Origin of the sequence: Vreelandella titanicae BH1 (assembly GCF_000336575.1) — a bacterium.
GTDB lineage: Bacteria > Pseudomonadota > Gammaproteobacteria > Pseudomonadales > Halomonadaceae > Vreelandella > Vreelandella titanicae.
The window spans coordinates 1-24,444 of record NZ_AOPO01000028.1; the positions used below are offsets into that span (position 1 = coordinate 1).

At 55.0% G+C, this 24,444-nt stretch carries 22 protein-coding genes; 12 read left to right on the plus strand and 10 right to left on the minus strand.

The window, feature by feature from the left end; all coding sequences use genetic code 11:
• Window positions 1-306: 306 nt before the first annotated feature.
• Window positions 307-1,377 (plus strand): 23S rRNA (cytidine(2498)-2'-O)-methyltransferase RlmM, encoded by a 1,071-nt coding sequence (gene rlmM / locus HALTITAN_RS23850; protein WP_009288632.1) that lies wholly within the window; start codon window positions 307-309, stop codon window positions 1,375-1,377.
• An 18-nt stretch (window positions 1,378-1,395) separates the two neighbouring features.
• Here the strand turns inward: rlmM and HALTITAN_RS23855 are convergent, their stop codons facing one another.
• Window positions 1,396-1,683 carry an antibiotic biosynthesis monooxygenase family protein gene (locus HALTITAN_RS23855; protein WP_039860890.1) on the minus strand — a complete coding sequence of 96 codons (288 nt, stop codon included), beginning with the start codon at window positions 1,681-1,683 and terminating at the stop codon, window positions 1,396-1,398.
• 29 nt (window positions 1,684-1,712) lie between these two features.
• Between HALTITAN_RS23855 and tusA the strand changes: the two genes are divergently transcribed.
• On the plus strand, window positions 1,713-1,967 hold the full coding sequence (tusA, locus tag HALTITAN_RS23860) for a sulfurtransferase TusA (protein ID WP_039860891.1): 255 nt from the start codon (window positions 1,713-1,715) through the stop codon (window positions 1,965-1,967).
• A 128-nt stretch (window positions 1,968-2,095) separates the two neighbouring features.
• Here the strand turns inward: tusA and HALTITAN_RS23865 are convergent, their stop codons facing one another.
• From HALTITAN_RS23865 to HALTITAN_RS23875, 3 genes are all read right to left on the minus strand, one after another.
• Window positions 2,096-2,791: a hypothetical protein gene (locus HALTITAN_RS23865; RefSeq protein ID WP_009288633.1), complete on the minus strand. Its 696-nt coding sequence runs from the start codon at window positions 2,789-2,791 to the stop codon at window positions 2,096-2,098.
• Between the two features lie 109 nt (window positions 2,792-2,900).
• A complete protein-coding gene (locus HALTITAN_RS23870; RefSeq protein WP_009288634.1) occupies window positions 2,901-3,890 on the minus strand; it encodes a DUF3080 family protein in 990 nt (329 codons plus the stop codon).
• Between the two features lie 2 nt (window positions 3,891-3,892).
• Window positions 3,893-5,308: an MATE family efflux transporter gene (locus tag HALTITAN_RS23875; RefSeq protein ID WP_009288635.1), complete on the minus strand. Its 1,416-nt coding sequence runs from the start codon at window positions 5,306-5,308 to the stop codon at window positions 3,893-3,895.
• Window positions 5,309-5,445: 137 nt separating this feature from the next.
• On the opposite strand from HALTITAN_RS23875, the gene HALTITAN_RS23880 reads away from it, so the two are divergent.
• Window positions 5,446-6,030, plus strand: a complete 585-nt coding sequence (locus tag HALTITAN_RS23880; protein ID WP_009288636.1) for an elongation factor P hydroxylase — start codon at window positions 5,446-5,448, stop codon at window positions 6,028-6,030.
• Here the strand turns inward: HALTITAN_RS23880 and HALTITAN_RS23885 are convergent.
• Together HALTITAN_RS23885 and HALTITAN_RS23890 are read right to left on the minus strand one after the other, a co-directional pair.
• The gene (locus HALTITAN_RS23885) at window positions 6,027-6,506 is read right to left on the minus strand and encodes a hypothetical protein (protein ID WP_022522953.1); all 480 of its coding nucleotides are present in this window, start codon (window positions 6,504-6,506) and stop codon (window positions 6,027-6,029) included. The two genes, HALTITAN_RS23880 and HALTITAN_RS23885, sit on opposite strands and share 4 nt — an antisense overlap.
• A gap of 13 nt (window positions 6,507-6,519) precedes the next feature.
• Window positions 6,520-7,371: a TatD family hydrolase gene (locus tag HALTITAN_RS23890; RefSeq protein ID WP_039860892.1), complete on the minus strand. Its 852-nt coding sequence runs from the start codon at window positions 7,369-7,371 to the stop codon at window positions 6,520-6,522.
• 237 nt (window positions 7,372-7,608) lie between these two features.
• Here HALTITAN_RS23890 and HALTITAN_RS23895 point away from each other — a divergent pair, with 237 nt between their 5' ends.
• The 5 genes from HALTITAN_RS23895 to HALTITAN_RS23915 all read left to right on the plus strand — a co-directional run bounded on the left by HALTITAN_RS23895 (window position 7,609) and on the right by HALTITAN_RS23915 (window position 14,653).
• On the plus strand, window positions 7,609-8,850 hold the full coding sequence (locus tag HALTITAN_RS23895) for an ABC transporter substrate-binding protein (protein ID WP_009288638.1): 1,242 nt from the start codon (window positions 7,609-7,611) through the stop codon (window positions 8,848-8,850).
• 176 nt (window positions 8,851-9,026) lie between these two features.
• Window positions 9,027-10,580, plus strand: coding sequence for a fatty acyl-CoA synthetase (locus HALTITAN_RS23900; protein ID WP_009288639.1), 1,554 nt, complete (start codon window positions 9,027-9,029; stop codon window positions 10,578-10,580).
• 2 nt (window positions 10,581-10,582) lie between these two features.
• On the plus strand, window positions 10,583-11,725 hold the full coding sequence (locus tag HALTITAN_RS23905) for an acyl-CoA dehydrogenase family protein (RefSeq protein WP_039860894.1): 1,143 nt from the start codon (window positions 10,583-10,585) through the stop codon (window positions 11,723-11,725).
• 32 nt (window positions 11,726-11,757) lie between these two features.
• A complete protein-coding gene (bktB, locus tag HALTITAN_RS23910) occupies window positions 11,758-12,945 on the plus strand; it encodes a beta-ketothiolase BktB (protein ID WP_039860896.1) in 1,188 nt (395 codons plus the stop codon).
• Between the two features lie 55 nt (window positions 12,946-13,000).
• Entirely contained in the window at window positions 13,001-14,653 is a 1,653-nt protein-coding gene (locus HALTITAN_RS23915; protein ID WP_039860898.1) for a fatty acid--CoA ligase, read from the plus strand.
• Between the two features lie 16 nt (window positions 14,654-14,669).
• Here the strand turns inward: HALTITAN_RS23915 and HALTITAN_RS23920 are convergent, their stop codons facing one another.
• Complete coding sequence (locus HALTITAN_RS23920) at window positions 14,670-15,665, minus strand: AraC family transcriptional regulator (RefSeq protein ID WP_217920687.1); 996 nt, start codon at window positions 15,663-15,665, stop codon at window positions 14,670-14,672.
• A 182-nt stretch (window positions 15,666-15,847) separates the two neighbouring features.
• Here HALTITAN_RS23920 and HALTITAN_RS23925 point away from each other — a divergent pair, with 182 nt between their 5' ends.
• Complete coding sequence (locus tag HALTITAN_RS23925; RefSeq protein WP_039860899.1) at window positions 15,848-17,764, plus strand: ATP-binding cassette domain-containing protein; 1,917 nt, start codon at window positions 15,848-15,850, stop codon at window positions 17,762-17,764.
• 61 nt (window positions 17,765-17,825) lie between these two features.
• Here the strand turns inward: HALTITAN_RS23925 and HALTITAN_RS23930 are convergent, their stop codons facing one another.
• Entirely contained in the window at window positions 17,826-18,278 is a 453-nt protein-coding gene (locus HALTITAN_RS23930) for a universal stress protein (protein ID WP_022522962.1), read from the minus strand.
• A gap of 182 nt (window positions 18,279-18,460) precedes the next feature.
• On the opposite strand from HALTITAN_RS23930, the gene HALTITAN_RS23935 reads away from it, so the two are divergent.
• On the plus strand, window positions 18,461-19,027 hold the full coding sequence (locus HALTITAN_RS23935; RefSeq protein ID WP_035538416.1) for a hypothetical protein: 567 nt from the start codon (window positions 18,461-18,463) through the stop codon (window positions 19,025-19,027).
• Here the strand turns inward: HALTITAN_RS23935 and slyA are convergent.
• Both slyA and HALTITAN_RS23945 read right to left on the minus strand, forming a co-directional pair.
• Window positions 19,006-19,458, minus strand: coding sequence for a transcriptional regulator SlyA (gene slyA / locus HALTITAN_RS23940; protein WP_027958888.1), 453 nt, complete (start codon window positions 19,456-19,458; stop codon window positions 19,006-19,008). The genes HALTITAN_RS23935 and slyA overlap by 22 nt on opposite strands.
• Window positions 19,459-19,534: 76 nt before the next feature.
• Complete coding sequence (locus tag HALTITAN_RS23945) at window positions 19,535-20,689, minus strand: DUF5924 family protein (RefSeq protein ID WP_009288643.1); 1,155 nt, start codon at window positions 20,687-20,689, stop codon at window positions 19,535-19,537.
• A gap of 309 nt (window positions 20,690-20,998) precedes the next feature.
• Between HALTITAN_RS23945 and fadB the strand changes: the two genes are divergently transcribed.
• Both fadB and fadA read left to right on the plus strand, forming a co-directional pair.
• Window positions 20,999-23,185, plus strand: coding sequence for a fatty acid oxidation complex subunit alpha FadB (fadB, locus tag HALTITAN_RS23950; protein WP_027958889.1), 2,187 nt, complete (start codon window positions 20,999-21,001; stop codon window positions 23,183-23,185).
• Between the two features lie 23 nt (window positions 23,186-23,208).
• Window positions 23,209-24,387, plus strand: a complete 1,179-nt coding sequence (gene fadA, locus HALTITAN_RS23955; RefSeq protein ID WP_009288645.1) for an acetyl-CoA C-acyltransferase FadA — start codon at window positions 23,209-23,211, stop codon at window positions 24,385-24,387.
• Window positions 24,388-24,444 lie beyond the last annotated feature (57 nt).

The following is a 24,444-nucleotide window of genomic DNA, read 5'->3' on the forward strand; positions in this document are numbered from 1 at the left end:
TTTTTTTGCGTGTGGGGGAGGTTGTGAGGGGAAAATGGTGAGGTGTGAGGGGTAAATGGTGGGCAGTAAAGGGTAAGTCGTGAATCGTGAGTAGGAAACGTTGGTGAATGGCTATCTCCCGAATATCCTGTTCCGCCTCACGCCTCACGCCTCACGCCTCACGCCTCACGCCTCACGCCTCACGCCTCACGCCTCACGCCTCACGCCTCACGCCTCACGCCTCACGCCTCAGCTAGATAAATGCTATGATGCGCCCCAATTAATTATGCAGCCCTCACCGTTTGTGATGGGCGGAATCGAGGTGAAGTGGTGAGTGAAACGGTACCTACGTCATGGTTAGTTTACTGTCGTCCTGGGTTTGAGAGTGATGCGTTGGCAGAGCTACAGCATCACGCAGCATTACAGGGTATCGCCTGTGAGTCATCTCATGGTGAGGGGTGGGTAAGCTTAACGCGTGTCGATGGTGAAGCGGTAAATGATTTACACCGCCAGGCAGCGTTTAAAAAGCTGATTTTTGCGCGCCAGAGCTTAGCGGCTTTACCTGCGCTCACTCTTTCACGTGACGATCGTCTTACCGCTATCTTGGAACAGGTCAAAGCCAGCCGTTGGAGCTTTGAAGAGATTTGGCATGAAACGCCGGATACCAACGATGGCAAAGCACTGGCCGGACTGATGAAGGCGCTTACCAAGCCGCTGGAAAGTATGTTGAAAAAACGCGGTGCGTTAAGGCGCAGCGCGGGCGCACGACGTTTACATATTTTCTGGACTGACGGTGATCAAGTGCAGCTGGCGATGAGCTTCCCAGGCAATCGTAGTGATTTGCTTAATGGTATTCGGCGGCTGCGCTTCCCCTCCCGTGCGCCCAGCCGCTCAACGCTGAAGTTGGAAGAGGCGTGGCACGAGTTTATTCCTAGGGATGAGTGGGATGTGCGGCTAGCAGCGCATATGCAAGCAGCTGACTTAGGGGCCGCCCCAGGAGGTTGGACATGGCAGTTGGTACAGCGGGGCATGTACGTGTATGCCATCGATAACGGCCCGATGGAATCGCAGTTGATGAAGACCGGACAGATTGATCATCTCAAAGAGGATGGCTTTACCTGGGAGCCACCACAGCGCTTAGACTGGCTGGTCTGCGATATTGTTGATAAACCAGTGCGAGTGCTAGCCATGGTGGAGCGGTGGCTGATTCGTAAATGGTGCAAAGAGGCGATCTTTAACCTCAAGTTGCCCATGAAAAAACGCTGGGATGAGGTAACACGTTGCCTAACGGCGCTGGAAGAGTCGCTGGAAAAAGCGGGTGTGCATGCCAACGTATCATGCCGTCACCTCTATCACGATAGGGAAGAGGTAACGGTGCATGTAAGGCTTAGGGATTAATGCTAGTAAAACCCATGTTTAATAGCCCGGCTCGTAAATCCGGATAGTTTCATCTTCGGTTAACAGCGGTAAAATACGCTGCATGGCCATTGCCCGCGCTTCGCTTGAGTGCCACTCCTTCCAAGCGCGGAGGTCACGCCATTTGGTAATCATCAGTCGGCGGTCAGTATGACCCAGTTCTACTAGTGTTTCACCACTGATAAAGCCCCTTACACCAAGAGAAACGCGCATGGCCTCCCGCGCTGCTTGCTCAAATTCTTCTTCAAGACCGGGCATAATTCGCCGTTCGATGATAACTTTAATCATACTTTCTGTTTCCTACATCGAGGATATTAATGGCTGATAATACGGGTACTTTACCCAACTTTGACGCGGTATTGGACACCACAGGACTCTACTGCCCAGAGCCGATTATGCTGATGCATAACAAAGTGCGCGACATGACCCCAGGCCAAGTGCTCAAAGTGATTGCCACTGATCCAGCCACCACGCGAGATGTGCCCAAGTTTTGTCAGTTTTTAGGGCACGAACTGCTAGAGCAGCACACCGCTTCTGAGAGTAACTACCTCTACTTTATTCGTTTAGCATAACCTTTTGAGATAGTCCTTTGAGATAGTCCGTCAAGATCGCCCTTCGAAATAGCCCGAAAAGCCATGCGAGGCTCAAATCAACATCGTTGATGTTGGCCTCGCTCACAAAGCGACATTAAGGCACTCGATTAATCACTGGCCACAACCATCATGGCTAGCGCATCAAGCGTCGCTGGATCTTCTTCCAGGATACGGTTGGCGATATGGCGCTGGAAAAAGTAAACGGTCTGATGGCGGGCGTGAGCGCTGTACAGGCATTCATCCCCTAACAAAATCGGTGTCATCGCCGCTTTGTTCTCGTCGGCAAGGAGCGCGTCAAGGCTACCGTCGCTGTAGAGACGCCAACCGTAAACGGGCTTCATATGCCAGGGTGAATCGGGGTGATTCATGCACAGTGCGTGGGTGCCCAGAGTGTCGGGGATTTGCTGAATAAGGGTGACTTCGCCAGAAGCCTCATAATCAAAGTATTCAGCCGCCGCAACTAGCTCGTGGTATTTGTGATCCGGTGGCGTATCAAAAATTTCTTCCGTTTCAGGATCGCGATAACCTACGAAGTAGCCATTTTCCTGGCTGTTCAGATCATGGCAGGCTGCCAGGCTTTCCATCCACGGCACCAAACCGATGACGCTACCGTCCTCTCTTAACCCCCAGGCCAAAATAGGTAAGCCATAGTAGGCGTCGGGACTCGCAGCGAGCTGGTACACCATCTCTAAGCCATCTAGCTCAGGGGCTAAACGGACAAGGCACTTTTGCGCCTGCTGACGCTGGCGCACAGTTTCCAGGTCGATGACCTGGGCAGAGCGGGGTGACAAGGATGCGCCCATTGTGTCCCTCCTTATGCTGCGTGGTCATCAGATTGGCAAAGCTGATTCATTTGCCTCTCATATCCACAAATAGCACAACTTGCTCATAAGGTTAAGGGTTCTGCGCTTTTTAATTATCTGAACAGGTTGGAAAGCGAGCTCGCAGCGCTTGATGCTCAGAGAGCGCTTGCTGAAACTGGCCCCAGGGCGCTTGGGCATTATCCAGCGAAAGCCAGCGTTCCTGATAGCGTTGAACCGCTATTGGCTTGCCTACCTGCTGTGCGTCAATTAAGCGATTGATCGCTGTTAGCCACTGCTGGGCAGCGTTCTCCAAGCGCTCAAGCGACGGCGATTCCCAACGGCTTAAGCAACGTGTGGTATCACTCTGCTGAGCTAACAATGCATTCGCTTCTGTTAAGCGTTGAGTGGCGAGTAGCAGGGCGCGCAACACCTCAGCGGTCAATGGCCGCTCTTGCAGGGTTTTCAAATGGTTTTCAAGGGTTGAAGAGTCCTGCTGCCAGTCGAGGTCAAACTGGTGATCCGTCATTTGCTGCAAGTAATCGATCGCTTCAAGCTGGCCAGCAATAGTAGTTTCATCGATGTTAGATAAAGGCTGGCTTGCTCGTGAGAAGCTTTTAACCCACTCGCTGGAATCAAAAATAGCGTTCCAGCTTACCGCGGGTAACTGTGTCGTTTTAGTCGTGGTTAATCGGTTTAGGCGCGTTCTATCTTCATCGCTTAACTGCTCGGGAACTTCGCTATTTAAGCAGGTGCTTAGCCGCTGCCATAGAGTGCGCTCATATAACCACTGTTGGCTAGGCGGTGCTACACGCCCCAGTTGATTGTTACGTGCAGCGACTAGCGACGTGATTTGGCATTCGCGTAGCGCGTATACATTTAACAGGCTGTCCCGGGTTTCGGGGATATCTATAATTCGATCGGGGCGCTCAGGGAAGTCGCCAATATTACCCGGGTCAGCTCTTTGAATGTTTGATAGTGCAAGGTCATTGGCGAGTTGCTGATGATAACGCTGCCACTGCTGCTCAGCAGGGTTGTCCCCACAGCCAGCCAGGAGGGCGCTTAGGATGATTGCTAGAGAAAAGTTTCTCCATCGCGCCATGCTTACCCCCGAATGCTAATACGCTGTAAACGCCAGCCAAGTAGCAGTGCTGCGGTGCTCAAGCCCGCAATCAACCCAATCCAGTAGCCATGAACCCCTAGCGGGGCGACCTCGCCCACTCCATAGGAGCCCAGCCAGTGGCCGCCACCCAAGCCTACAATCCAGTAGGAGAGCACCGTAATCACCATTACAATGCGGGTATCTTTATAGCCGCGTAAAGCACCCGCTAAATTGACCTGCAACGAGTCTGAGAGCTGAAAAATGACGGCTAAAGCAATGATCGAGAGCGCTAGCGCCTGTATCTCACTATTGGAGGTGTAAAGTGCGATTACCGGCTCGGCGCTAACCCACAGTACGAGGCTGTTAATAACGGCAATGATGACGCTGATGACAATTCCATTCCAAGCGACTTTACGGGCTAGTGCTAAGCGCTGCTGACCCAGCGTATTACCCACTCGTACGGTCAGTGCCATACTCAGCGACAGGGGCAGCATAAACAGAATGGAGGTGAAACTTAGCGCTATTTGGTGAGCTCCCACCGTGACTTCACCAAAGCTGGCAATGAAGAGCGCAATGAGTGTGAACAGAGTCACTTCAACAAAAATGGCCACGCCAATGGGAACGCCCACCACCACTAATTCACGTATACCTAGCCACTGGGGCGGTGTCAGTTTTTGCCAAATCGCAACGCTTTTATAAGTACTTCCCCTGCGCGTGTAGTAGGCCATCGCGAGTGCCATCGTCCACATGGAGAGCGCCGTCGCAATGCCACAGCCAAAAGCGCCCAAGGCAGGTAACTGTTGCAAACTAGTGGGAACCCAGGCGCCAAATAGATCAACTAAACCATCGCCGCCGTAGATCAAGAGGTAGTTGGCAGGAATGTTCACGCTTAAACCGACCAAGCTGATCCATAGCGCCGGACGGGTATGATTCATACCATCTGAAAACGCTCTAAGCGCCTGAAATAGGGCGATCCCCGGCATGCCAAAGGCGACGGCTGACAGATAGGCGGCAGACTGGCTGGCGACCGCTGGGGGCACACTCATTAATTCAAATATCGGCATGATAGCCGACCAAAGCAGCACAGCCGCGATAGCGCCTAGTAGCAGCGCGACCCAAAGCGCCTGATGAACGGCTGGACGAATAGCCTCATTGCGCTTCCCACCCAGCAAATGCGCCACAATTGGGGTAAGCCCCATTAAAGTGCCCGTCATAAATAGCATGAGTGGCATCCACAGGCTCGAGCCCACCGATACAGCGGCAAGTGAGGTGGCGTCATGCCGACCGGTCATCATAACGTCGACGACACTCATCCCTGCCTGAGCCAACTGAGCACCGCAAATAGGCAGTGCCAAGTGCATTAACATTCGTGTTTCTGGCCAGTAAACCGATTTAATTTGCTGAGTAAAGCCGCCCACTTGTTGGCTCCTGAAGGGGAAAAGTTGCTGTGAAAGGCCGCTATATTAGCAGGAGCGACTCACTTTTGGGGTTAGCCGTTAGCTTGTATTAATCGTGTGGGTATAATGCCCCAAAGCCAGTATCAAACGAGGTCAATGTGAGTGACAGGCAGGAGCGATGGACGCTCGAGGATATTACCGCGCTTTTTGACGGGATTTTTGCTGAGCGGTATCAAACCCGATTGATTCGGGGCGGGGATGAGCCTCTCTATCGGCCCGCTAACAGTGAAACCCCTTATCATCAGGTTATCTTTGCGCGGGGTTACTATGCCAGTGCGCTGCACGAAATCAGCCATTGGTGTATTGCGGGAGCACAGCGGCGCCAACAAGAGGATTACGGCTACTGGTACTGCCCTGATGGGCGCGATGCTGAACAGCAAAAAGCGTTTGAGCAGGCTGAGATTGCGCCACAGGCGTTGGAATCTATCTTCACCCGCGCCTGTGGTCGCGTGTTTCATGTCAGCGTGGACAACCTAGGCGGCGATATAGAGGTAGATATAGAGGCCTTTGCAGCGCGAGTGGAGGCCCGCGCCCAGCGCTACTTGAAGGAGGGCTTGCCAGCCCGCGCAAACGCCTTCCAGGTGGCGCTTAAACGCTTCTACTCTGACCAGGCGACGCTAGCGGAAGCCGTGGCACAGGCACATGCCACGTTGGATAAAATGGATAAAGCGCTGCCGGCTTAATCCTCTTCGGTCAGGCGCTGATGCATCGATAGCATCACTTCCAGCTCATGCTCTGGGCGCATCGGCTCTAAACCCAGCTCGCTGAACGTTTCGCGCCGTTGGCGGTGCCATTCGCCTGGGGTAAGTGAAGGGTAGAGCACCGACGCTGGGGCTAGCTCAACAAAAGGATCAAGCCCGTAGGTGTCAAAAAGGCGCGCTAGTGCCGCTTCGTCGTCGCCATTGTCGCTGGTATACAGCGTGGCGGAGAAGTGGTCGTTCTCAAGCTCGCGAATTACCTCAAGCGGACTAACCCCTAAGCTCTCCAGCTCTTCCATGCTGTAAGCGCCCATGGCATTGGTATCCTCTTTGATCCAGCTATCGTCCGGCTGAATCAATGTTTGCTTCACCCGGCCATCGGGGAGCGACCAGGCAATGGCTAGCGGGAGCCCATCGTCTTCGCCTGTTTCAATGGCTATAAACCCTGGATAATCGGCCACGCTAATACTCCTTTTAAGATTCCGTGGAAAGACGGAAAAAACGCTGGGCGGTCTGTGTGGTTGCCGCACCTAGCTCTGTTTCGCTAATACCATGCCACTGGGCGATCTCGCGGACAATCCACGGTAGCAACGCCGGTTCGTGTCGGCGACCCTTTAATTTCGCCGGTAGGTTACGGGGTAACAGATAAGGGCAGTCGGTTTCTACCATCAAGCGCTCTAAGGGTATATCGCTTACCAATGGGCGCAGGTGATGACCGCGCCGCTCGTCGCAAATCCAACCCGTCAACCCTATATGTAAGTCTAGGTCGAGATAACCAAACAGCGTATCGCGGTCAGCGGTAAAACAGTGCACCACCGCGTGGCTGATGTCGTCTCGCCATGCATGCAGGATTTCGCGCATACGCTGGCCAGCATCTCGCTCGTGTAAAAACAGCGGCAAGCCACTTTCTACTGCGAGAGCCAGTTGCGCTTCAAGGGCACGTTCCTGCTCCTGGGGCGTCGAGAAGTTGCGATTAAAATCCAAGCCACACTCGCCTACGGCGACGACCTCCGGCATGGCATGCAGGGCCGCCATGGCGCGCTCAAGGTTCTTATCCCAGCGACTGGCATCATGGGGATGTACTCCCGCCGTGGCGTAGAGGCCAGGATACTGCTTAGCCAGGGCAACCGCTTGCTTGGCGTGGGCAAGGTCGGTGCCAGTAACGATCATGGTCGTTACCTGCGCCGCCTGGGCGCGCTGGATAACCGTCTCAAGATCACGCTCGAAGCTTTCATGGGTCAAGTTAGCGCCGATATCCACCAAAGGAGCGCTAGGCCGAAACTGTAGTGCTTCGGGTAAAAAGTCATCGGCATCAGCAGTGGCCAAAGGTCTCTCCCGTTCAATATGCAAAGGCACCATTGTAACGGCACGCGCGAGCATCGACTAATGGTGTATTGAAGAAGGTGAGCGCAAGGAAATGGCACGAATTGCAAAAAATCTGGCTCGATAGGTAAACAGCAAGGCCTTATTACCGCCTAAGATGAACGCAAGCTATTACGTGCTACGTCACTGCGATTGATTCAATAACACCCTTTAATAACAACAAAAGAGAGCCACATAATTATGCAACAATCTTATCGTTCATCTTACCGCTTTGCTACTTCCACTCTCGCCGCTGCCATTCTGGTGGCCTGCTATGTGCCAACTACCGTCGCTGCTGAGGGTATCTCTGATAACGAAATCCGTATTGGCTATTTAGCCGATATGTCCGGCGTTTATCGCGACCCCATTGGCCCGTTGGGCGAAGACGCTATCCATATGGCGATTGAAGATATGGGCGGCAGTGTCAATGGGGCCAATATTGTGGTGTTTAGCGCCGATGACCGTAATAGCCCAGATGTAGGCTCAAGCGTCGTGCGTGAGTGGATCGATGAGCGCAACGTCGATATGGTCACCGGGCTGGTGGCATCTTCTGTCACTCTGGCGGCGGTGAGCCTGCTGGAAGAGGCGGATAAACTTGGGCTGGTCAATGGCGCTGTCTCTTCAAGCATTACCAACGAGCACTGTTCGCCCAATCATATTCACTGGGTTTATGACACCTGGGCGATGTCCAACGGTACGGCAAAGGCGATTACTGATGAGGGCCACAAAAATTGGTATCTGTTAAGCGCTGACTACTCTTTTGGTCACGCACTGGAGGCCGACGTCACGCGCGTAGTGACTGAAAATGGCGGCACTATCGTAGGCAGCGCTCGCCACCCTTTCCCCAGTAGTGACTTCTCCTCCTTTATGCTTCAGGCGCAAGCCTCTGGCGCTGATGTCATCGCGCTGAATAACGCTGGTGGCGATACGATCAACGCGGTGCAGACAGCAGGTGAGTTCGGCATTACCCAGGCAGGGCAGATTCTGGCGGGAATGGTGCTGTTTAGTACCGATATACGCAGCATTGGCTTAGAGAATGCTCAGGGGCTGCAGTTCACCAAAGCATGGTACTACGATTTAAACGATGAAACCCGCGCATGGGCGGAGCGCTTCCGTGAGCGTACCGGCAGCATGCCCACCATGGTACATGCGGGTCTCTACTCCAGTACTCGCCACTACCTTGAAGCGATTGAAGCCACCGGTACTGATGACACTCAAACCGTTCGTCAGCAAATGGCCGATACCCCCATCAACGACATCTTCGCCACCGGTGGCTACATCCGTGAGGATGGCCGCATGGTTCACGATATGTATTTAGTAGAAGTGAAAACACCTGAAGAGTCGCAAGATGAGGATGATCTCTTTCATGTTATTCGCACCATCCCTGCAGAAGAGGCCTTCCGTCCGCTTTCAGAGAGTGTCTGCCCGCTGGTAAACAGTTAAGAAACCTCTGATTAACTATTGCGCTCGGCCATACGGCGTTAAAAATCGCCTCAAAATGCTCATTTACAACCCGTAAACTCCGCTTTTTCGTTGATTTTTGCCTTGTCTGGCCTTCGCTCATTACGTTAATCAGAGGCTCCTTAAGTCTCTGCTAATAACAACTCAGAGGATTTGGCATGCCGGAAACGTCGGTTATTCAGCAAAACAGTATCGGGGCTGCTTTAAACCGCAGCGCTCGAAAATACTCACACCAGCTGGCGCTGGTATTTGGCGAGCGCCAATGGCGCTATCAAGCGCTCAATCAGGCAGCCAACCGCGTAGCCAATGGCTTGCTGGCAGCTGGGCTTTCGCCAGGTGACCGGCTGGCGGTATATGGCAAAAACTCCGATACCTATGTCATCGCCTGGCTAGCCGCTGCTAAAGCGGGTTTGGTACATGTGCCGATCAATTTTGCCTTAAGCAGCGATGAGCTGCGCTATATCCTTGACCAGTCTGGGACAACGGGTTTGCTCAGCGATATCAGCCTCGCCGACAAAGTGAGTGTCGCGACCGAAGGCTTGGATCTAGCCCTGATGGGAACCCTGCACGCGGATCAGGGGCAGGATGCAGCAAGCTTTGATGTACTCGCTCATGCTACGTCAGGATCCAATAGTGAAGAGCCCAATGTGGCGGTCGACGGTGCCAGCCTTGCTCAGTTGCTCTATACCTCGGGCACCACCGCCGCGCCGAAGGCCGCGATGATGACCCATCAGGCACTGATGGCCGAATATATGGCCTGCATGGTTGAGCTGGATATCAAAGGCAGCGACGCCATGCTCGCCGCGCTGCCGCTCTACCACTCAGCACAAATGCACGTCTTTCTGATGCCAGCGCTGTTGCTCGGTGCGCCTGTCTATTTGCTAGAGGCGCCGCTTCCCGAGCTGTGCTTAAGCGCCATAGCTAATCACCAGATCGCGTCATTTTTTGCCCCGCCCACGGTCTGGATCAGCCTGCTACGCCACGCTGAATTTGATCGCTTTGACCTTGGCGCTCTCAATAAAGCCTATTACGGTGCCTCGATTATGCCGGTGCCGGTACTGGAGGAACTCCAGCAACGTATACCGGGAGTAGGGCTCTATAACTGTTATGGGCAGAGCGAAATTGCTCCCTTGGCGACCGTGCTGCGCCCTGAAGAGCACGCCGAGCGCCCAGCGTCCGCTGGGCGGCCGATTCTGACGGTGGAAACCCGTATCGTCGATCTCGATATGAATGACGTCCCACCCGGCGAGCATGGTGAAATCGTCCACCGCTCACCTCAGCTTATGAACGGGTACTGGGATAAACCGGTGATGACCGAAGAAGCCTTCCAGGGCGATTGGTTCCACTCCGGGGACGTGGGCTACTTCGATGAAGCGGGCTACTTATACGTTGTTGATCGTATCAAGGACGTGATCAATACCGGCGGCGTGCTGGTGGCTAGCCGTGAAGTAGAGGAGGGGCTATTCAAGCACCCAGCGGTCTCCGAAGTAGCGGTGATCGGCCAGCCGGATGAGAAGTGGATCGAAGCCATTACGGCAGTGGTGGTACTGAAAGAGGGCCAAGAGGCAAGCGAGGAAGAACTGATCCATCACGCAAAAACGCTGATGGCGCCTTATAAAGTGCCTAAGCGCATAATGTTTACCGATGCGCTACCCAAGAGCACCGCAGGCAAAATTCTCAAGCGCCATCTGCGTCAAGACCTCAAGGAGTGAGCATGGACGAGCAAACGACCGACCTGTTTCACACCATGATCAAGCGCTGCCTAAGCCAGGAGGTTGCCCCGTACTACGATGAGTGGGAGGCAGCGGGTGAAATACCCCGTTCACTATGGCATTCATTGGGCGCTGCGGGGCTGCTCGGCATTGACCTTGACGAACAGCACGGTGGTTCAGGGGCCGATATCGCCATCACCCAGCTGGCGCTGGAAGAGCTCTCCCGCCAGGGTTTTGGTGGCCTTGCCAGTGCCTATAATATCCACGCCAATATCGTTATGCCCTACCTGCAGAACCTGGGGACAGCGGCTCAATGTGAGCGTTGGCTACCTGCCATGGCCCGTGGCGATGCGCTTGGAGCCATTGCCATGACTGACCCCCATGCGGGTAGTGATCTTGCGTCAATGAGAACCCGGGCAAAGCGTACTAACGATGGCTGGGAGTTAAGCGGTAGCAAAATCTTTATCACCAATGGCCAGTTTGCCGACCTGGTGATCGTGTGTGCCAAAACCGACCCTTCCGCCGGGTCAAAGGGCGTGTCACTTTTTTTGGTCGACACCCGCTTACCCGGCTTTTCGCGGGGGAAACCGATTAAAAAGATCGGCCAGCACGCCAGCGATACCGCCGAGCTTGCCTTTGATCAAATGCAGTTGCCCCATGATGCGCTGTTGGGAGAGGAGGGCGCCGGGTTCCGCTACCTAATGCAGGAGCTGCCCCGTGAACGCCTGGGCGTTGGTGCACAGGCGCTGGGCGCCGTGGAGGGAGCGCTGGTGCTGACGTTGGAGTACGTACAGCAGCGCCAAGCGTTTGGACAGCGGGTGGCGGATTTTCAAAATACCCGCTTTACCTTGGCGGAGATAAAAGCCCAGCTGGACGTGGCCCGTGCCTACTTTGAGCACTGCGTCGAAAAGTACCGCCAGGGCACCATGAGCAGCACGGATGCAGCGATTTTAAAACTGCAGCTCAGCGAGCTGCAGTGTCAAGCGGTGGATCGCTGCCTGCAGCTATTTGGCGGTTACGGCTACACCCACGAATATCTCATTTCACGCTTTTATCTGGATGCCCGAGTACAAACGATCTATGCCGGCAGCTCAGAGATCATGAAAGAAGTTGTCGCCCGCTCGCTGCTGGGCAAAGTGGCGTAGCAAGACGGTGAGTTTGAACACAGGAGAGAGTCATGCGGTTGGATGATGTAGTGATTTTAGGCGGTGCACGAACCGCGATCGGGAGTTTTGGCGGGTCGCTCTCAACCAAGGCGCCGTTTGAGTTGGGGGCGATAACCGCCAAAGAGGCGTTGCGCCGTGCTGGCGTTGAGGGCGGAGATATCGATCACTCGGTATACGGCCACATTATTACCACCGGCCCCCAGGATGCCTATCTGGCGCGTCATATTGCACTGGAAGCAGGCGTGCCGAAAGAAGCGGGGGCCTTCAACGTCAACCGGCTGTGTGGTTCAGGTGTACAGGCGGTGGTCTCAGCCGCCCAGCAGATTGCTATGGGCGACAGCCGCTTAGCGCTGGCAGGTGGCGCTGAGTCGATGTCGCGCGGGGCTTATCTGCTGCCTCCTCAAGCGCGCAACGGCGTGCGTATGGGGGATGTGAACGTTGAGGATTTAACCCTAGGCATTTTGAGCGACCCCTTTGGCAGCGGCCATATGGGCTGCACTGCCGAGAACATCGCTAAACAGTATGGCCTAAGCCGTGAGCAGTTGGATCAGTTTGCCCTTGAGAGCCATCAAAAAGCGGCGCGTGCCATCGCGGAAGGCCGCTTTGACGATCAAATCGTAGCAGTGGAGGTCAGTCGCGGTAAGCAAACGGTACTTTTCTCCCGCGATGAACACGTGCGCGATGTCGTCCAACTTAGCGATTTGGCGCGGCTCAAGCCCGCCTTCCAAAAAGATGGCATGGTGACCGCAGGCAATGCCTCGGGTATCAACGATGGTGCAGCCACGTTAGTGCTGGCCCATGCCGATGAAGCCTCACAGCGGGGCTTAGCGCCTAGGGCACATCTTCGTGTTGCCACAACAGCAGGCGTTGAGCCAACGCTAATGGGCCTTGGTCCGATTCCTGCGGTGCAACGCTGCCTCCAACAGGCGGGGCTAAGCATTAATGATATTGATGTGATTGAGTCCAACGAAGCCTTTGCTGCCCAGGCCATGGCGGTGGCGGAAACGCTCGAGTTCCCGTTAGCGAAGCTAAACCCCAACGGCGGCGCGGTTGCCTTGGGGCACCCGGTGGGGGCCACGGGGGCTATTCTGATTCTCAAAGCGCTACACGAGTTGGAGCGCATTAATGGCCGCTACGGATTGATAACGCTATGTATTGGTGGAGGGCAGGGCATCGCCCTTCTTATCGAGCGCGGCTGATCCGAATCGATTGCTACAAGAACAGTGTTATAAGAAAAAAGTTATAGGAGTGTTTATGCCTTCAGTTACCCCGAAAATTTTACCCGCCGCGACCTCTGCGACAAATACTGCCTTGATGATTGGCGACCTGCTGGAGGCAGGCGTGCGAATGGCGGGCGACAATCAGATTGTCTACCGGGATCAGAGCCGCCATAGCTACGAGCGTTTTCGTGAGCGGGTGCATCAACTGGCCCATACGCTGACATCACAGGGCGTGCAAGCCGGTGACGTGGTGGCGGTGCTGGATTGGGATAGCCATCGCTACCTGGAGTGCTTCTTCGCCATTCCGATGATCGGCGCGGTACTCCACACGGTGAATGTGCGCCTGGCTCCGGAGCAAATCCTCTATACCATGGATCACGCCGAAGACGTTTTCGTCATCGTGCACGAAGAGTTTGTGCCACTGCTTGAGCCGCTGGCCGATAAGCTACCCCAAGTACGTGGTTACCTGCTATGTCAGGAGACCCCGCAAACAGTCGATACCACTCTGCCGCTGGTGGGCGAGTTTGAATCGTTATTAAGCCAACAGCCTACTCACTACGATTTTCCCACCTTTGATGAAAACGCCGTCGCCACACTGTTCTACACCACCGGTACCACGGGTAACCCCAAAGGGGTTTTCTTTACCCACCGCCAGTTGGTGCTGCATACCTTGAACGAGTCTAGCGCTTTCCAGGCGCCCGGTTTTGAGCTGCTCAACCGCGACAAGGTCTATATGCCTATTACCCCCATGTTTCACGTTCACGCCTGGGGTGTGCCATATACCGCCACGCTGATGGGGGCTACCCAGGTCTACCCTGGCCGCTACGAGCCGGAAATGCTGGTCAAGCTGCTGGTCAGCGAGAAGGTCGACTTCTCCCACTGCGTACCGACCCTGCTCAACATGGTGGTCAGCGCCGAGGCGATTACCTCAAAACAGGTCGACCTCGCCGGTTGGAAAGTATTGGTCGGCGGCAGTGCGTTAACCGAGTCGCTAGCAAGCAAAGCATGGGCGTTGGGGATTGATACCCGTAGTGCTTATGGCATGTCGGAAACCTGTCCGCTACTCACCGCCGATATTCTGCCGCAGGATATCGGCGACGCTGATTTTGAGACCCAGCTACCCTGGCGCTGTAAAGCGGGCCTGCCGATACCATTGGTTAAACTTCAAGTGGTCGATGCGGACGGCGAGCCGCTACCCAATGATGGTAAAAGCGTAGGTGAAGTGCGCGTTCAAGCACCCTGGCTGACCCAGGCCTACTATAAAGAGGAGAAACGCAGTGAGGAGCTATGGCGCAACGGCTGGCTGCATACCGGGGATGTGGGCTCGCTTGATGAGCGGGGCTTTCTGACCATTAGCGACCGCATCAAGGATGTGATTAAAACCGGCGGCGAGTGGCTCTCGTCGTTAGAACTGGAGAGCTATATCAGCCAGTGTCCAGGCATTGCCGAAGTGGCGGTGATCGGGGTGACGGACGATAAATGGGGAGAGCGGCCAGCGGCGTTAGCTGTCCCCGCCGACCCGAACAACCCGCCCACCACTGAAGCCGTGCAGGCGTTTTTAGAGCAGTTTGTCGCCCAGGGAAAACTCAACCGCTGGGGGATTCCCAGCATGATTCGCTTCGTCGATGAGATACCCAAAACCAGCGTGGGCAAGCTGGATAAGAAACGTATTCGCACCGAAATTTAGGCTGTTCCCTAGTAGATCAGCGAACATTGCCCGCCGTGCGTGCTTTGCGATACGCGGCGGGCGAATTGCCTGTCCAGGTTTTAAAGGCACGACTAAAGCAGGCTAGATCCTCAAAGCTCAACGCCTCCGCGATGCTAACCAGGGGCTTCTCACTACAGGTGAGTGCCTGAATAGCGACATCGCGGCGGTACTCATCCTTGACCGCTTGAAAGTGGGTGCCCTCCCTTTTGAGATGCCGCGCCAGCGTGCGAGCAGACATATGCAGCGCATCGGCTACGCTATGCACGGTGCCAGACGTAGTCAGATGACGTGAGAGGTGTTCGCGCACCCGGTGGGTGAGCAGGCGATCTGCAAACGACACATAGAACCAGTCTGCGGGGGCGCGCTTTAAAAAAGCGCCCAGGTGTCTCTTGGTCTGGCGGATAGGATGATCAAGAAAACCGCGATCTATATAGATCGCGGTTTGCGGCTGCCCAAAGCGTACTGTACCAGGATAAAAGTAGAGATAATCAGCGCTGTGCGGCGGCTGGGGGTAAGCGCACTCCATTAAAATGGGTGGTATTTTACGCGCTATCATCCACGACGCGATGCCGTGAAACAGCTTGAGCATCAGCTCATGAATCAGAGTGCGGCTGCCCGTCAAGGGGGCATGTTCCACCAGGGCCATACGGGCAAGATCCCCTTCGAGCGTAAATGCATAGCCAAAGTCGTCGAGAAGAATACGGAAAAACTGCGTATAGCGGTGCAGTGCTACCTGCAAATTGGGCGCATCCAGCATGCTTAAACACAGCAGCTTCAGGGTGCCACCCCGCAGCGGGCGGGAAAAAAAGCCGGGCGTTTCGTCGTCCAGTTCGTTCACCAACCCACGATACAGTTCGGCAAACTGCTCAACCGTGACGCGGCCATGGGGGGCCGAAAGTAAAAAGGGCGAAATGCCCGCCCGTTCCAGGTAGCGTGTGGGCGATGTTGAGCTGTTGGGTAAGCCTTTAAACAGCTCATTTACAAAATGCATCGAGACGGTCACCGTCACTGTCAGCCCGCCTTTAAAAGTCGTTTTTTGGTTGAGATATTGTAGTTGCTAGCAAAACGGTATCACGCTGGTGATTTCCGCTCTACGATTCCCCTCTATATGGTTCCCCCTCCTGGGCCGCTCATGCGTTACACTGTGCGCCTCACGATTTAGGAGGACACCGCGTGACCCTGTTACGACTCGAACAGCTGCAACTCGCCTACGGCACCCATGTACTACTCAATCGCGCCGACCTGACGGTTGAAAAAGGCGAGCGGCTGGCGCTGGTCGGGCGCAACGGCACCGGCAAATCCACTCTGCTGAAGCTGGTAGCGGGGGATATCCTGCCCGATGATGGCTCAATTTGGCGGGCACCTGGCCTCAAGATCGGTGTGCTGGCTCAGGAGTTACCCGAGTCATCTGGCTTGACCATTTTCGACATGGTCGCCCAAGGCCTGCCAGAAGCCGGGGAGCTACTCTCCGAGTACGATCATCTGATCAATGATCCCGACCCCGATATGGATCGCATGGCGACCCTACAAACGCGCCTGGAAGCCATTGATGGCTGGTCGTTCCACCAGCGTATCGACACCGTGCTGACCCGCTTAGGCCTGCCCCCCGCGGCTGAGATGAGCTCGCTCTCCGGTGGCTGGCGCCGCCGGGTGGCGCTGGCGCGTGCCTTGGTCGCCGAGCCTGATCTACTGTTGCTTGATGAGCCTACCAACCACTTGGACTTAGACACCATTGCCTGGTTGGAAGAGCAACTGCTGGCGTTTAACGGCGCGGTACTGCTGATTACTCACGATAGGGCGTTTCTTTCCAAGCTGGCCACCAATATTCTGGAGTTAGACCGTGGCCAGCTAGGGCGCTACCCCGGCAAGTACGAAGAGTATCAGGCTCGCAAGCAGCACGAGCTGGAAGTCGAGGCGCGGGAGAACGCCGAGTTCGATAAAAAGCTTGCCCAGGAAGAAGCCTGGATTCGTCAGGGCGTTAAAGCACGGCGTACCCGCAACGAAGGCCGGGTTCGAGCGCTGGAAGCGATGCGCAACGAGCGGAGTCAGCGCCGCGAGCGCCAGGGTAATGCCAACCTGACGGTGGATCGTGGTGAGCGTACCGGCAAGCGCGTTGTGGAGCTGCAAGGTGTCACCCAACGGTTTGGCGATGAGGTGGTACTGCGCGATATCAATCTTGAGGTACTGCGCGGTGACCGTATTGGCTTCCTGGGGCGCAACGGTGCGGGCAAGACAACCCTGCTGAAAATCCTGCTGGGCGAGTTGGAACCCACTGAAGGCAAGGTGCAGATGGGCACCAATCTGAAAGTGGCTTATTTCGACCAACTGCGCGCTGGGCTTGAACTGGAAAAAACCGTTTACGACAACGTTGCCCAAGGCAGTGATCGTGTCAGTGTGGGCGGTAAAGATCGCCATGTGATGAGCTATCTACAGGACTTTCTTTTCACCCCCGAGCGGGTGCGCCAGCCGGTGAAAGCGCTCTCCGGTGGCGAGTCCAACCGCCTGCTGCTGGCCAAGTTGTTCACTCAGCCAGCTAACGTGTTAGTGCTCGATGAGCCGACCAACGACCTCGACATGGAAACCCTGGAGCTGCTCGAAGAGCTGCTGCTCGATTTCGATGGCACGCTGCTACTGGTCTCCCACGACCGAACCTTTATGGACAACGTGGTGACCAGCATGCTCGCCTTTGAAGGCGATGGCGTTGTACGTGAATACGTGGGTGGCTATACCGACTGGATTCGCCAGGGGGGCAAGCTGCCGCCAGCACCTTGGGAAGGGGCGGCGCGTCAGCGTACCGAACCCACCTCAGAAGCGCCCAAGAAAGTGGCTGAAGCACCTGCCGCAACGGTCAAGAAAAGCGTCAAACTCTCGTATAATTTGCAACGCGAGTTAGATGCACTGCCCGCCGAAATCGAACGTCTTGAGGGGCAAGTAGAGGCGCTGGAGAGTGAAATCGGTGACCCAGCGTTTTATCAGCAGGATACCGACGCCGTTACGGCTAAGCTGCAAACGCTTGAAAAAGTGCAGAAAGCGTTAGAAGTTGCCATGGAGCGCTGGATGGAACTGGAAGCGATGGCTGCCGGTGAGTAGCTTGAAAACGTTAAAAGGCGCCGTATGGGCGCCTTTTTTATAAACGTTATCGTGCCTTAGGTTACTCGTCGCTTTCTTCGCCTTTTTTACCGACGCGAACGGCGAGCACATCGCATTGGGCACCGTGCAATACGCCGGTAGAGGTTGAGCCGAGCAGTAGAGCAAAACCGTGGCGGCCATGGGAGCCCACTACGATTAGATCCACATCGTGCTCTTCAGCAAAACGGTGAATTTCAGTGTCGGGCATACCCACCACTACGTGCTGGTCAGCCTCGGCAATATGTGGGGCGGCGATTTCGGCTAGGCGTTTTTTGGCGTGTTCATCTAGCTGGTCTTGGATGCTGGTCAAGTCCATGGGGATATCGCCACCGTAGGCAAACCCAAGCGGTTCCAGGGTATGCATAATGGAGATTTTGGCTTGGTCGTTGCGTTCAGCGATCGCAACGGCACGTTCCAGAATCTTGTGGGAGTCTTTGGTTAAGTCAACGGCAACTAAAATGTGGTGATAGCTCATGGCGTATCTCCTTGGCAGTAGGTAACAAAGAGGCTCTTTGTTCAATAACCGTTACTTTAGATGGCGTGTCCTGTTTTAACAATAGCAAGCGTTTTAACAATGACTTGGGTCAAAACAGCGACCTGAGTCATGGTTTTTAGATTAGTTTATACAGTGTGGCTTATGTGGAAGGAAATGTAGAGATGGAATGGTTGATTATCGTGTTTATTATGCTGTTTGTAATTGCGCCGGTGATGTGGCTAAAGCCTAGCCCGCGTCAAAAACGCCAGCAGGCGCTGCGTACTCAAATCGCCAAACAGGGCGTCAGTATCAAGCTGGAAAAGCCGCCACTACACCATTTTAGAGGCACCATGCCAGCTTATCGCTGGCACTATCCCCAGGAAGAGCCGGGCCCTGATTTTCTATTGGTAAGAGACAGCAATGCCAGTGAAGCCTTAACGCCATTTCATGCTGGCTGGCGTTGGCGGATTGCCCCCTTGCGGCCTTTACCTGATGCCGCCACCGCAGCGTTAAAAACACTACTTGAACGCTTGCCGCAAGATGCCTTGGTGGTGCAGTCAACGCCCTATGCATTGACGCTTTGGTGGTGGGAGTCGCAAACCGCGGAGCGATTCGCGACCTATCTACCCGAATTTCAGCAACTGCGGGAGGCGCTGCGTGGCCGTGCCGACCAGCCTTTCAGCCAGCCGTTAAAGGGCACTGAGCAGGCGTCATCCACAGTCAGCGATCAAGATGCCGGATTATCCTGATCCCGTGCTTGTATCGCCAAGCCGTTTGCCTCGATCACTGCCAACCATTCGTTGAGTTGCTCGAGGTTCTCCTCGCTTAAGCCAGCGAACATCTCTTTGCGCGCTTGTTGCGCAACGCTGTCGATCTGTTCCAGCAGCGGCATAGCGGCAGGGGTAAGATAAATCCGCTTGCTGCGACGGTCGTTGTCGCAGGCTCGGCGTTCAACTAGGCCTTGTTCTTCGAGCTGGCCCAGGGTGCGCACAAGAGAGGGCGCCTCAACACCAATCACACGGGCGAGATCGCACTGCGGATGGCCTTCGCCAAGACGCCACAGGTGATATAGCGTCACCCAGCGTGTTTGGGTTAATCCCAGCGGCGCCAAGCGGCGATCCAAGATGGAGCGCCATAAGTGGGGCAAGCGTGCGATGCGAAATCCAATCGTTGAAGCCATAGGTAACTAGCTGCCAATAAATGTGAGTAGTCGAATTGTCATAAGCTACGCCGCTGAATGCAAGGCGCTTAACCCTTCAATCTTCCGGTCGCGCCTCTTCATCGTTAGGGCTACCCGGCACAAACCGCCGTAAGTTTAATCCACTTAGACCACTGGCGCGTATCTCTCCATCTGCCAGCGTGGCTTGCTGAGCATCGTCTGAGACCTCAAAACGTATTAATCCCAAGCGCTGGCCCGTACCTGTCATGATATCAATGCGCCAATCGCCAGTAGGGTCTTCGGGAAAGTTTTGCTTGTGGCTCCATGCGCGGTAACCCTGCTCGCGTCCACCGTCGATATTAAGCTCCACAACATCCATTGGCACACCATTGTGATGCCAGGCATGGGTAATAGTTTCACTTAATCCCCGCGGTGCCCGAATAGCGGTGTAAACATAAAGGCCATTTTCGCTGATGGCTTGTGGCGTTAACGCCATCGAGCCTTGAGGTAGGCGCTGCTCAACATTAAAACCAGGAGAGAGCGCGCTACTGGTCATCCAGAGACTGGCAGGCGGTACCCATATACGTCCCAGCCAAGCTCCATAGGCGAGTAGCAGCGTCAACACAAAAAAAGCGCACCAGCGTTTGAGCGAGCGCTGCTTAAGCAAGTGCCAAAAACTTGGCAAGGCCACCAAAATGGTGATCCCCAGGGCCAGTAGCAGGCTCTGGCCGGTGGTAAGGTGCACCATGATGGGGAGTGTGACCAGTAGTACCAGGAAGACACACTGGGCATGAAAGACGAAATAGAGACTGCGCCAGCGCTCCGCGACTTTGAAGTAGAGCGGATCGATAATCGACAGTATTGCCATGCCGCCCACCAGCAGCGCAAACAGCGTTTGCCCGCTATTCCACACCGTGGTGACTAAGATAAACGGCAGGGTGAAGAAAAGTGTCTCCTGGTGAATCATCTGGGCAATAAAAGTGGTTACGCCCCGAGGTGGCGTGGGGTGACCCCGGCGCGACAACCAGCGGCTGATCAAGCCTTCCGAAAGCAGTAGCGTCCAGGCAAACAGTAATCCCAGCGCCAGCGCTGCGCCTAACCACTGCTGGCGATCAACTAAAAAGAAGCTGCTTAGCCCGGCAGCAAAGGCCATTGGTGGCCAAAGCCAGCTCCAGGGCTTGAGGCGTTCGACAATGCGTTCAATTCGCTGCTGAATGGCTTCAATACGTGAAGGCGTGAGCAGTGCGCTCATAACAAGATAACCTGCAAAGTAAAAGGAAGCGCGATTCTAACAGGCTGTCAGGCTTAACGCTGATCTACTGCAAATCCATGCTTCTGGCGGGATCGGTTACATTCACTCAGACGGCGCTCTATGAACGGATGCCGGAGAGCGCTGGTCTCACTAAATGAGTAAATTAGCCAAAAGTCTGGGCTTGACGTTATCAGGCAACTCAACCAAGCTAAGGCAATCAAACGACCGTATGAAAGTCGTGTGGAAGCCGTATGAGAAATGTGGCGGGTTCTCTTTTCAGAGCCAGCCCGAAAATTGGAGAGAGCGCGGATGATCTATCAAGGCAACGCCATCACGGTGACACGTCGTGACACCCCGAGTGGCAATGATATCGCAATGCTCACTTTCGATCTGAAAGATGAGTCCGTCAACAAGCTTTCCAGCGCGGTGGTCGCAGAGCTGAGCGAAGCAGTAAAAGCCATTCAAGCTGAAAATAGCTTAAAAGGTTTACTTATTGCGAGCGGGAAAGATGTGTTTATCGTGGGCGCCGATATCACCGAGTTTCACAGTCTATTTGATAAAGGCGAAGCCTACCTTGAGGAGATGAATCTCAAGGTTCACGATATTTTTAACGCTATTGAAGATCTGCCGTTCCCTACCGTAACAGCGATCAATGGTCTGGCGCTGGGTGGCGGCTGCGAAGTATTGCTGACCACTGATTTTCGCGTGATGGGCGAGAAAGCCAAGATCGGCCTGCCAGAAACCAAGCTCGGCATTCTGCCCGGTTGGGGCGGCTGTGTACGCCTGCCGCGCATTATTGGCGCCGATAATGCCATCGAGTGGATTGCCGGTGGTACCGAAAACCGTGCCGATGCCGCGCTAAAAGTGGGCGCCGTCGACGCGGTGGTGACGGACGAACAGCTGGAAGAGGCCGCGCTGGATATTCTTGACCGTGCCAATGCCGGTGAGCTGGATTACCAAGCCCGTCGTGCTGAAAAGACCAGCCCGCTGAAGCTCAACCCGATTGAGCAGATGATGGCGTTTGAAACGGCGAAAGGCTATGTCGCCGGTAAAGCGGGGCCTCATTATCCGGCGCCGGTAGAAGCGATCAAAGTGATTCAGAAAGGCGCTGGCGAAGAGCGTGGCCGTGCCCAGGCGATTGAAGCCAAAGCCTTCGCCAAGCTGGCACTCAGCAGCGTGGCGTTCAACTTGGTGGGTCTGTTCTTGAACGACCAAGTGGTCAAGAAAAAAGCCAGCAAGTATGAGAAGCAGGCGCAGCCGGTGAAGCAAACGGCCGTGCTGGGTGCGGGTATCATGGGTGGTGGTATCGCTTATCAGAGTGCCTCTAAAGGCACGCCGATTCTGATGAAAGATATCAAGGATGACGCCATTGAACTGGGCCTGAAAGAAGCCCGTAAGCTATTTGCCAAACAGGTGGAGCGCAAAAAGCTGACCACCGAGCAGATGGCGGAGAAGCTGACTAATATTCGCCCGACGCTCTCCTACGGAGATTTTGGCAACGTCGATCTCGTCGTCGAAGCGGTGGTTGAAAATCCCAAAGTCAAAGACGCCGTGCTTACCGAAGTGGAAGGTATGGTGAGCGAAAATACCATTCTCACCTCGAACACATCGACGATTTCCATCAACCGCTTGGCGCAAAACCTAAAGCGGCCTGAAAACTTCTGCGGCATGCACTTCTTCAACCCCGTGCACCGCATGCCGCTGGTAGAAGTCATCCGTGGTGAGAAGACCTCGGATGCCGCCGTTGCTGCCACCGTGGCCTACGCCCGGGCAATGGGTAAAACGCCGATTGTGGTTAACGACTGCCCAGGCTTCTTGGTCAACCGGGTGCTTTTCCCCTACTTTGGCGGCTTTAGCTTCCTGGTTGAGCAGGGTGCTGACTTCCAGCACGTTGATAAGGTGATGGAGAAGTTCGGCTGGCCCATGGGTCCGGCCTACCTGCTGGACGTGGTCGGCCTGGATACCGCCGTTCACGCCAATGAAGTAATGGCGGAAGGCTTCCCTGATCGTATGGCTCGCGACGGTAAAACCGCCATTCAGGTCATGTACGACAACGACCGTTTAGGCCAGAAGAACGACAAGGGTTTTTACGCCTACGAAGAGGACAAGAAGGGTAAGCCGAAGAAAGTCACCGACGAAGCGGCTTACGCTTTAGTTAAAGAGGTGGTGAAAGAGCATAAAGAGTTTTCCGACGAGGATATTATCGCTCGCATGATGGTACCACTCTGCTTGGAAACCGTGCGCTGCCTGGAAGATGGCATTGTGGCCACGCCAGCCGAAGCCGATATGGCGTTGATCTATGGCATCGGCTTCCCGCCTTTCCGTGGTGGTGCGCTGCGCTACATCGACGCCATGGGCGTTGCAGAGTTCGTCAAGCTGGCGGAAGGGCTAGCTGAGGAGTTGGGCCCGCTATACGCGCCCACCGACAAGCTGCGTCAGATGGCTCAGAACAATGAGCAATTCTATTCCAGTGACAACTCTGCCACCCAGGCCTAACCACCACGCACAGGAGATATAAGATGAGTTTGAATCCGAGAGACATTGTGGTGGTAGACGGTGTTCGTACCGCCATGGCGAAAGCCAAAAATGGTGCTTTTCGTAATGTTCGCGCAGAGAATCTCTCTGCTGCGGCTATGCAGGCGCTGTTTACCCGCAATCCTAATCTAGATCCTTCTGAAGTGGATGATGTGATCTGGGGCTGTGTGAACCAGACACTCGAGCAGTCGATGAACATTGCTCGTAATGCGGCGATTATGACCGGTATTCCGCGCTCGGTGCCCGCGCAAACCGTTAACCGTTTGTGTGGCTCTTCAATGACGGCGCTGCATATCGCCGCCGCCAATATCAAAGCGGGTATGGGCGACTTCTTTATCATTGGCGGCGTTGAGCACATGGAGCACGTACCCATGGCTCACGGCGTTGACGTTAACCCCGCCGCCAGCAAATACGCTGCTAAAGCGGCGATGATGATGGGCCTAACCGCGGAGCTGCTGGGTAAAATGCACGGCGTTTCTCGGGAAGATCAGGATAAATTCGGCGTACGCTCTCACCAGCGCGCCCAGGCGGCCATGGAGAAGGGCTACTTCGATAACGAAATTATCGGCGTCGAAGGTCACGATCAACGCGGTTTTAGAGTCATGGTTCAGCGTGATGAAGTGATTCGCGGTGACGCTAGCCTGGAGTCTATGGCGAATCTGAAGCCGGTGTTTGACCCGCGCAACGGTACGGTCACGGCGGGTACCTCCTCGGCGCTCTCCGTGGGTGCCTCGGCAATGGCAGTGATGAGCTACGAGCGAGCTCAAGCGCTGGGCTTAGAGCCTATTGCGAAGGTGCTCTCTACAGGCGTCGCGGGTTGTGATGCGTCGATCATGGGCTACGGCCCGGTACCCGCGTCTAAGAAAGCGCTGAAAATCGCCGGTCTTTCCGCGGCGGATATCCAAACCGTTGAACTCAACGAAGCCTTCGCGGCGCAGGGTATTCCGGTGCTGAAAGATCTCGGCTTCCTGGATGCGATGGACGACAAGGTTAACCTCAATGGCGGTGCAATCGCTCTGGGGCATCCGCTGGGCTGCTCGGGGTCACGTATCTGCACAACGCTGTTGAACGTTATGCAGCAGCGCGATACCACCCTGGGCTTGGCAACCATGTGTATTGGTATGGGGCAAGGTGTAGCGACGGTGTTTGAACGCTTGAAATAATCACCTAGCTTTTTATTGCTTTAAATCGGCAATCGGCATTGCAAAACGGCACCGCGA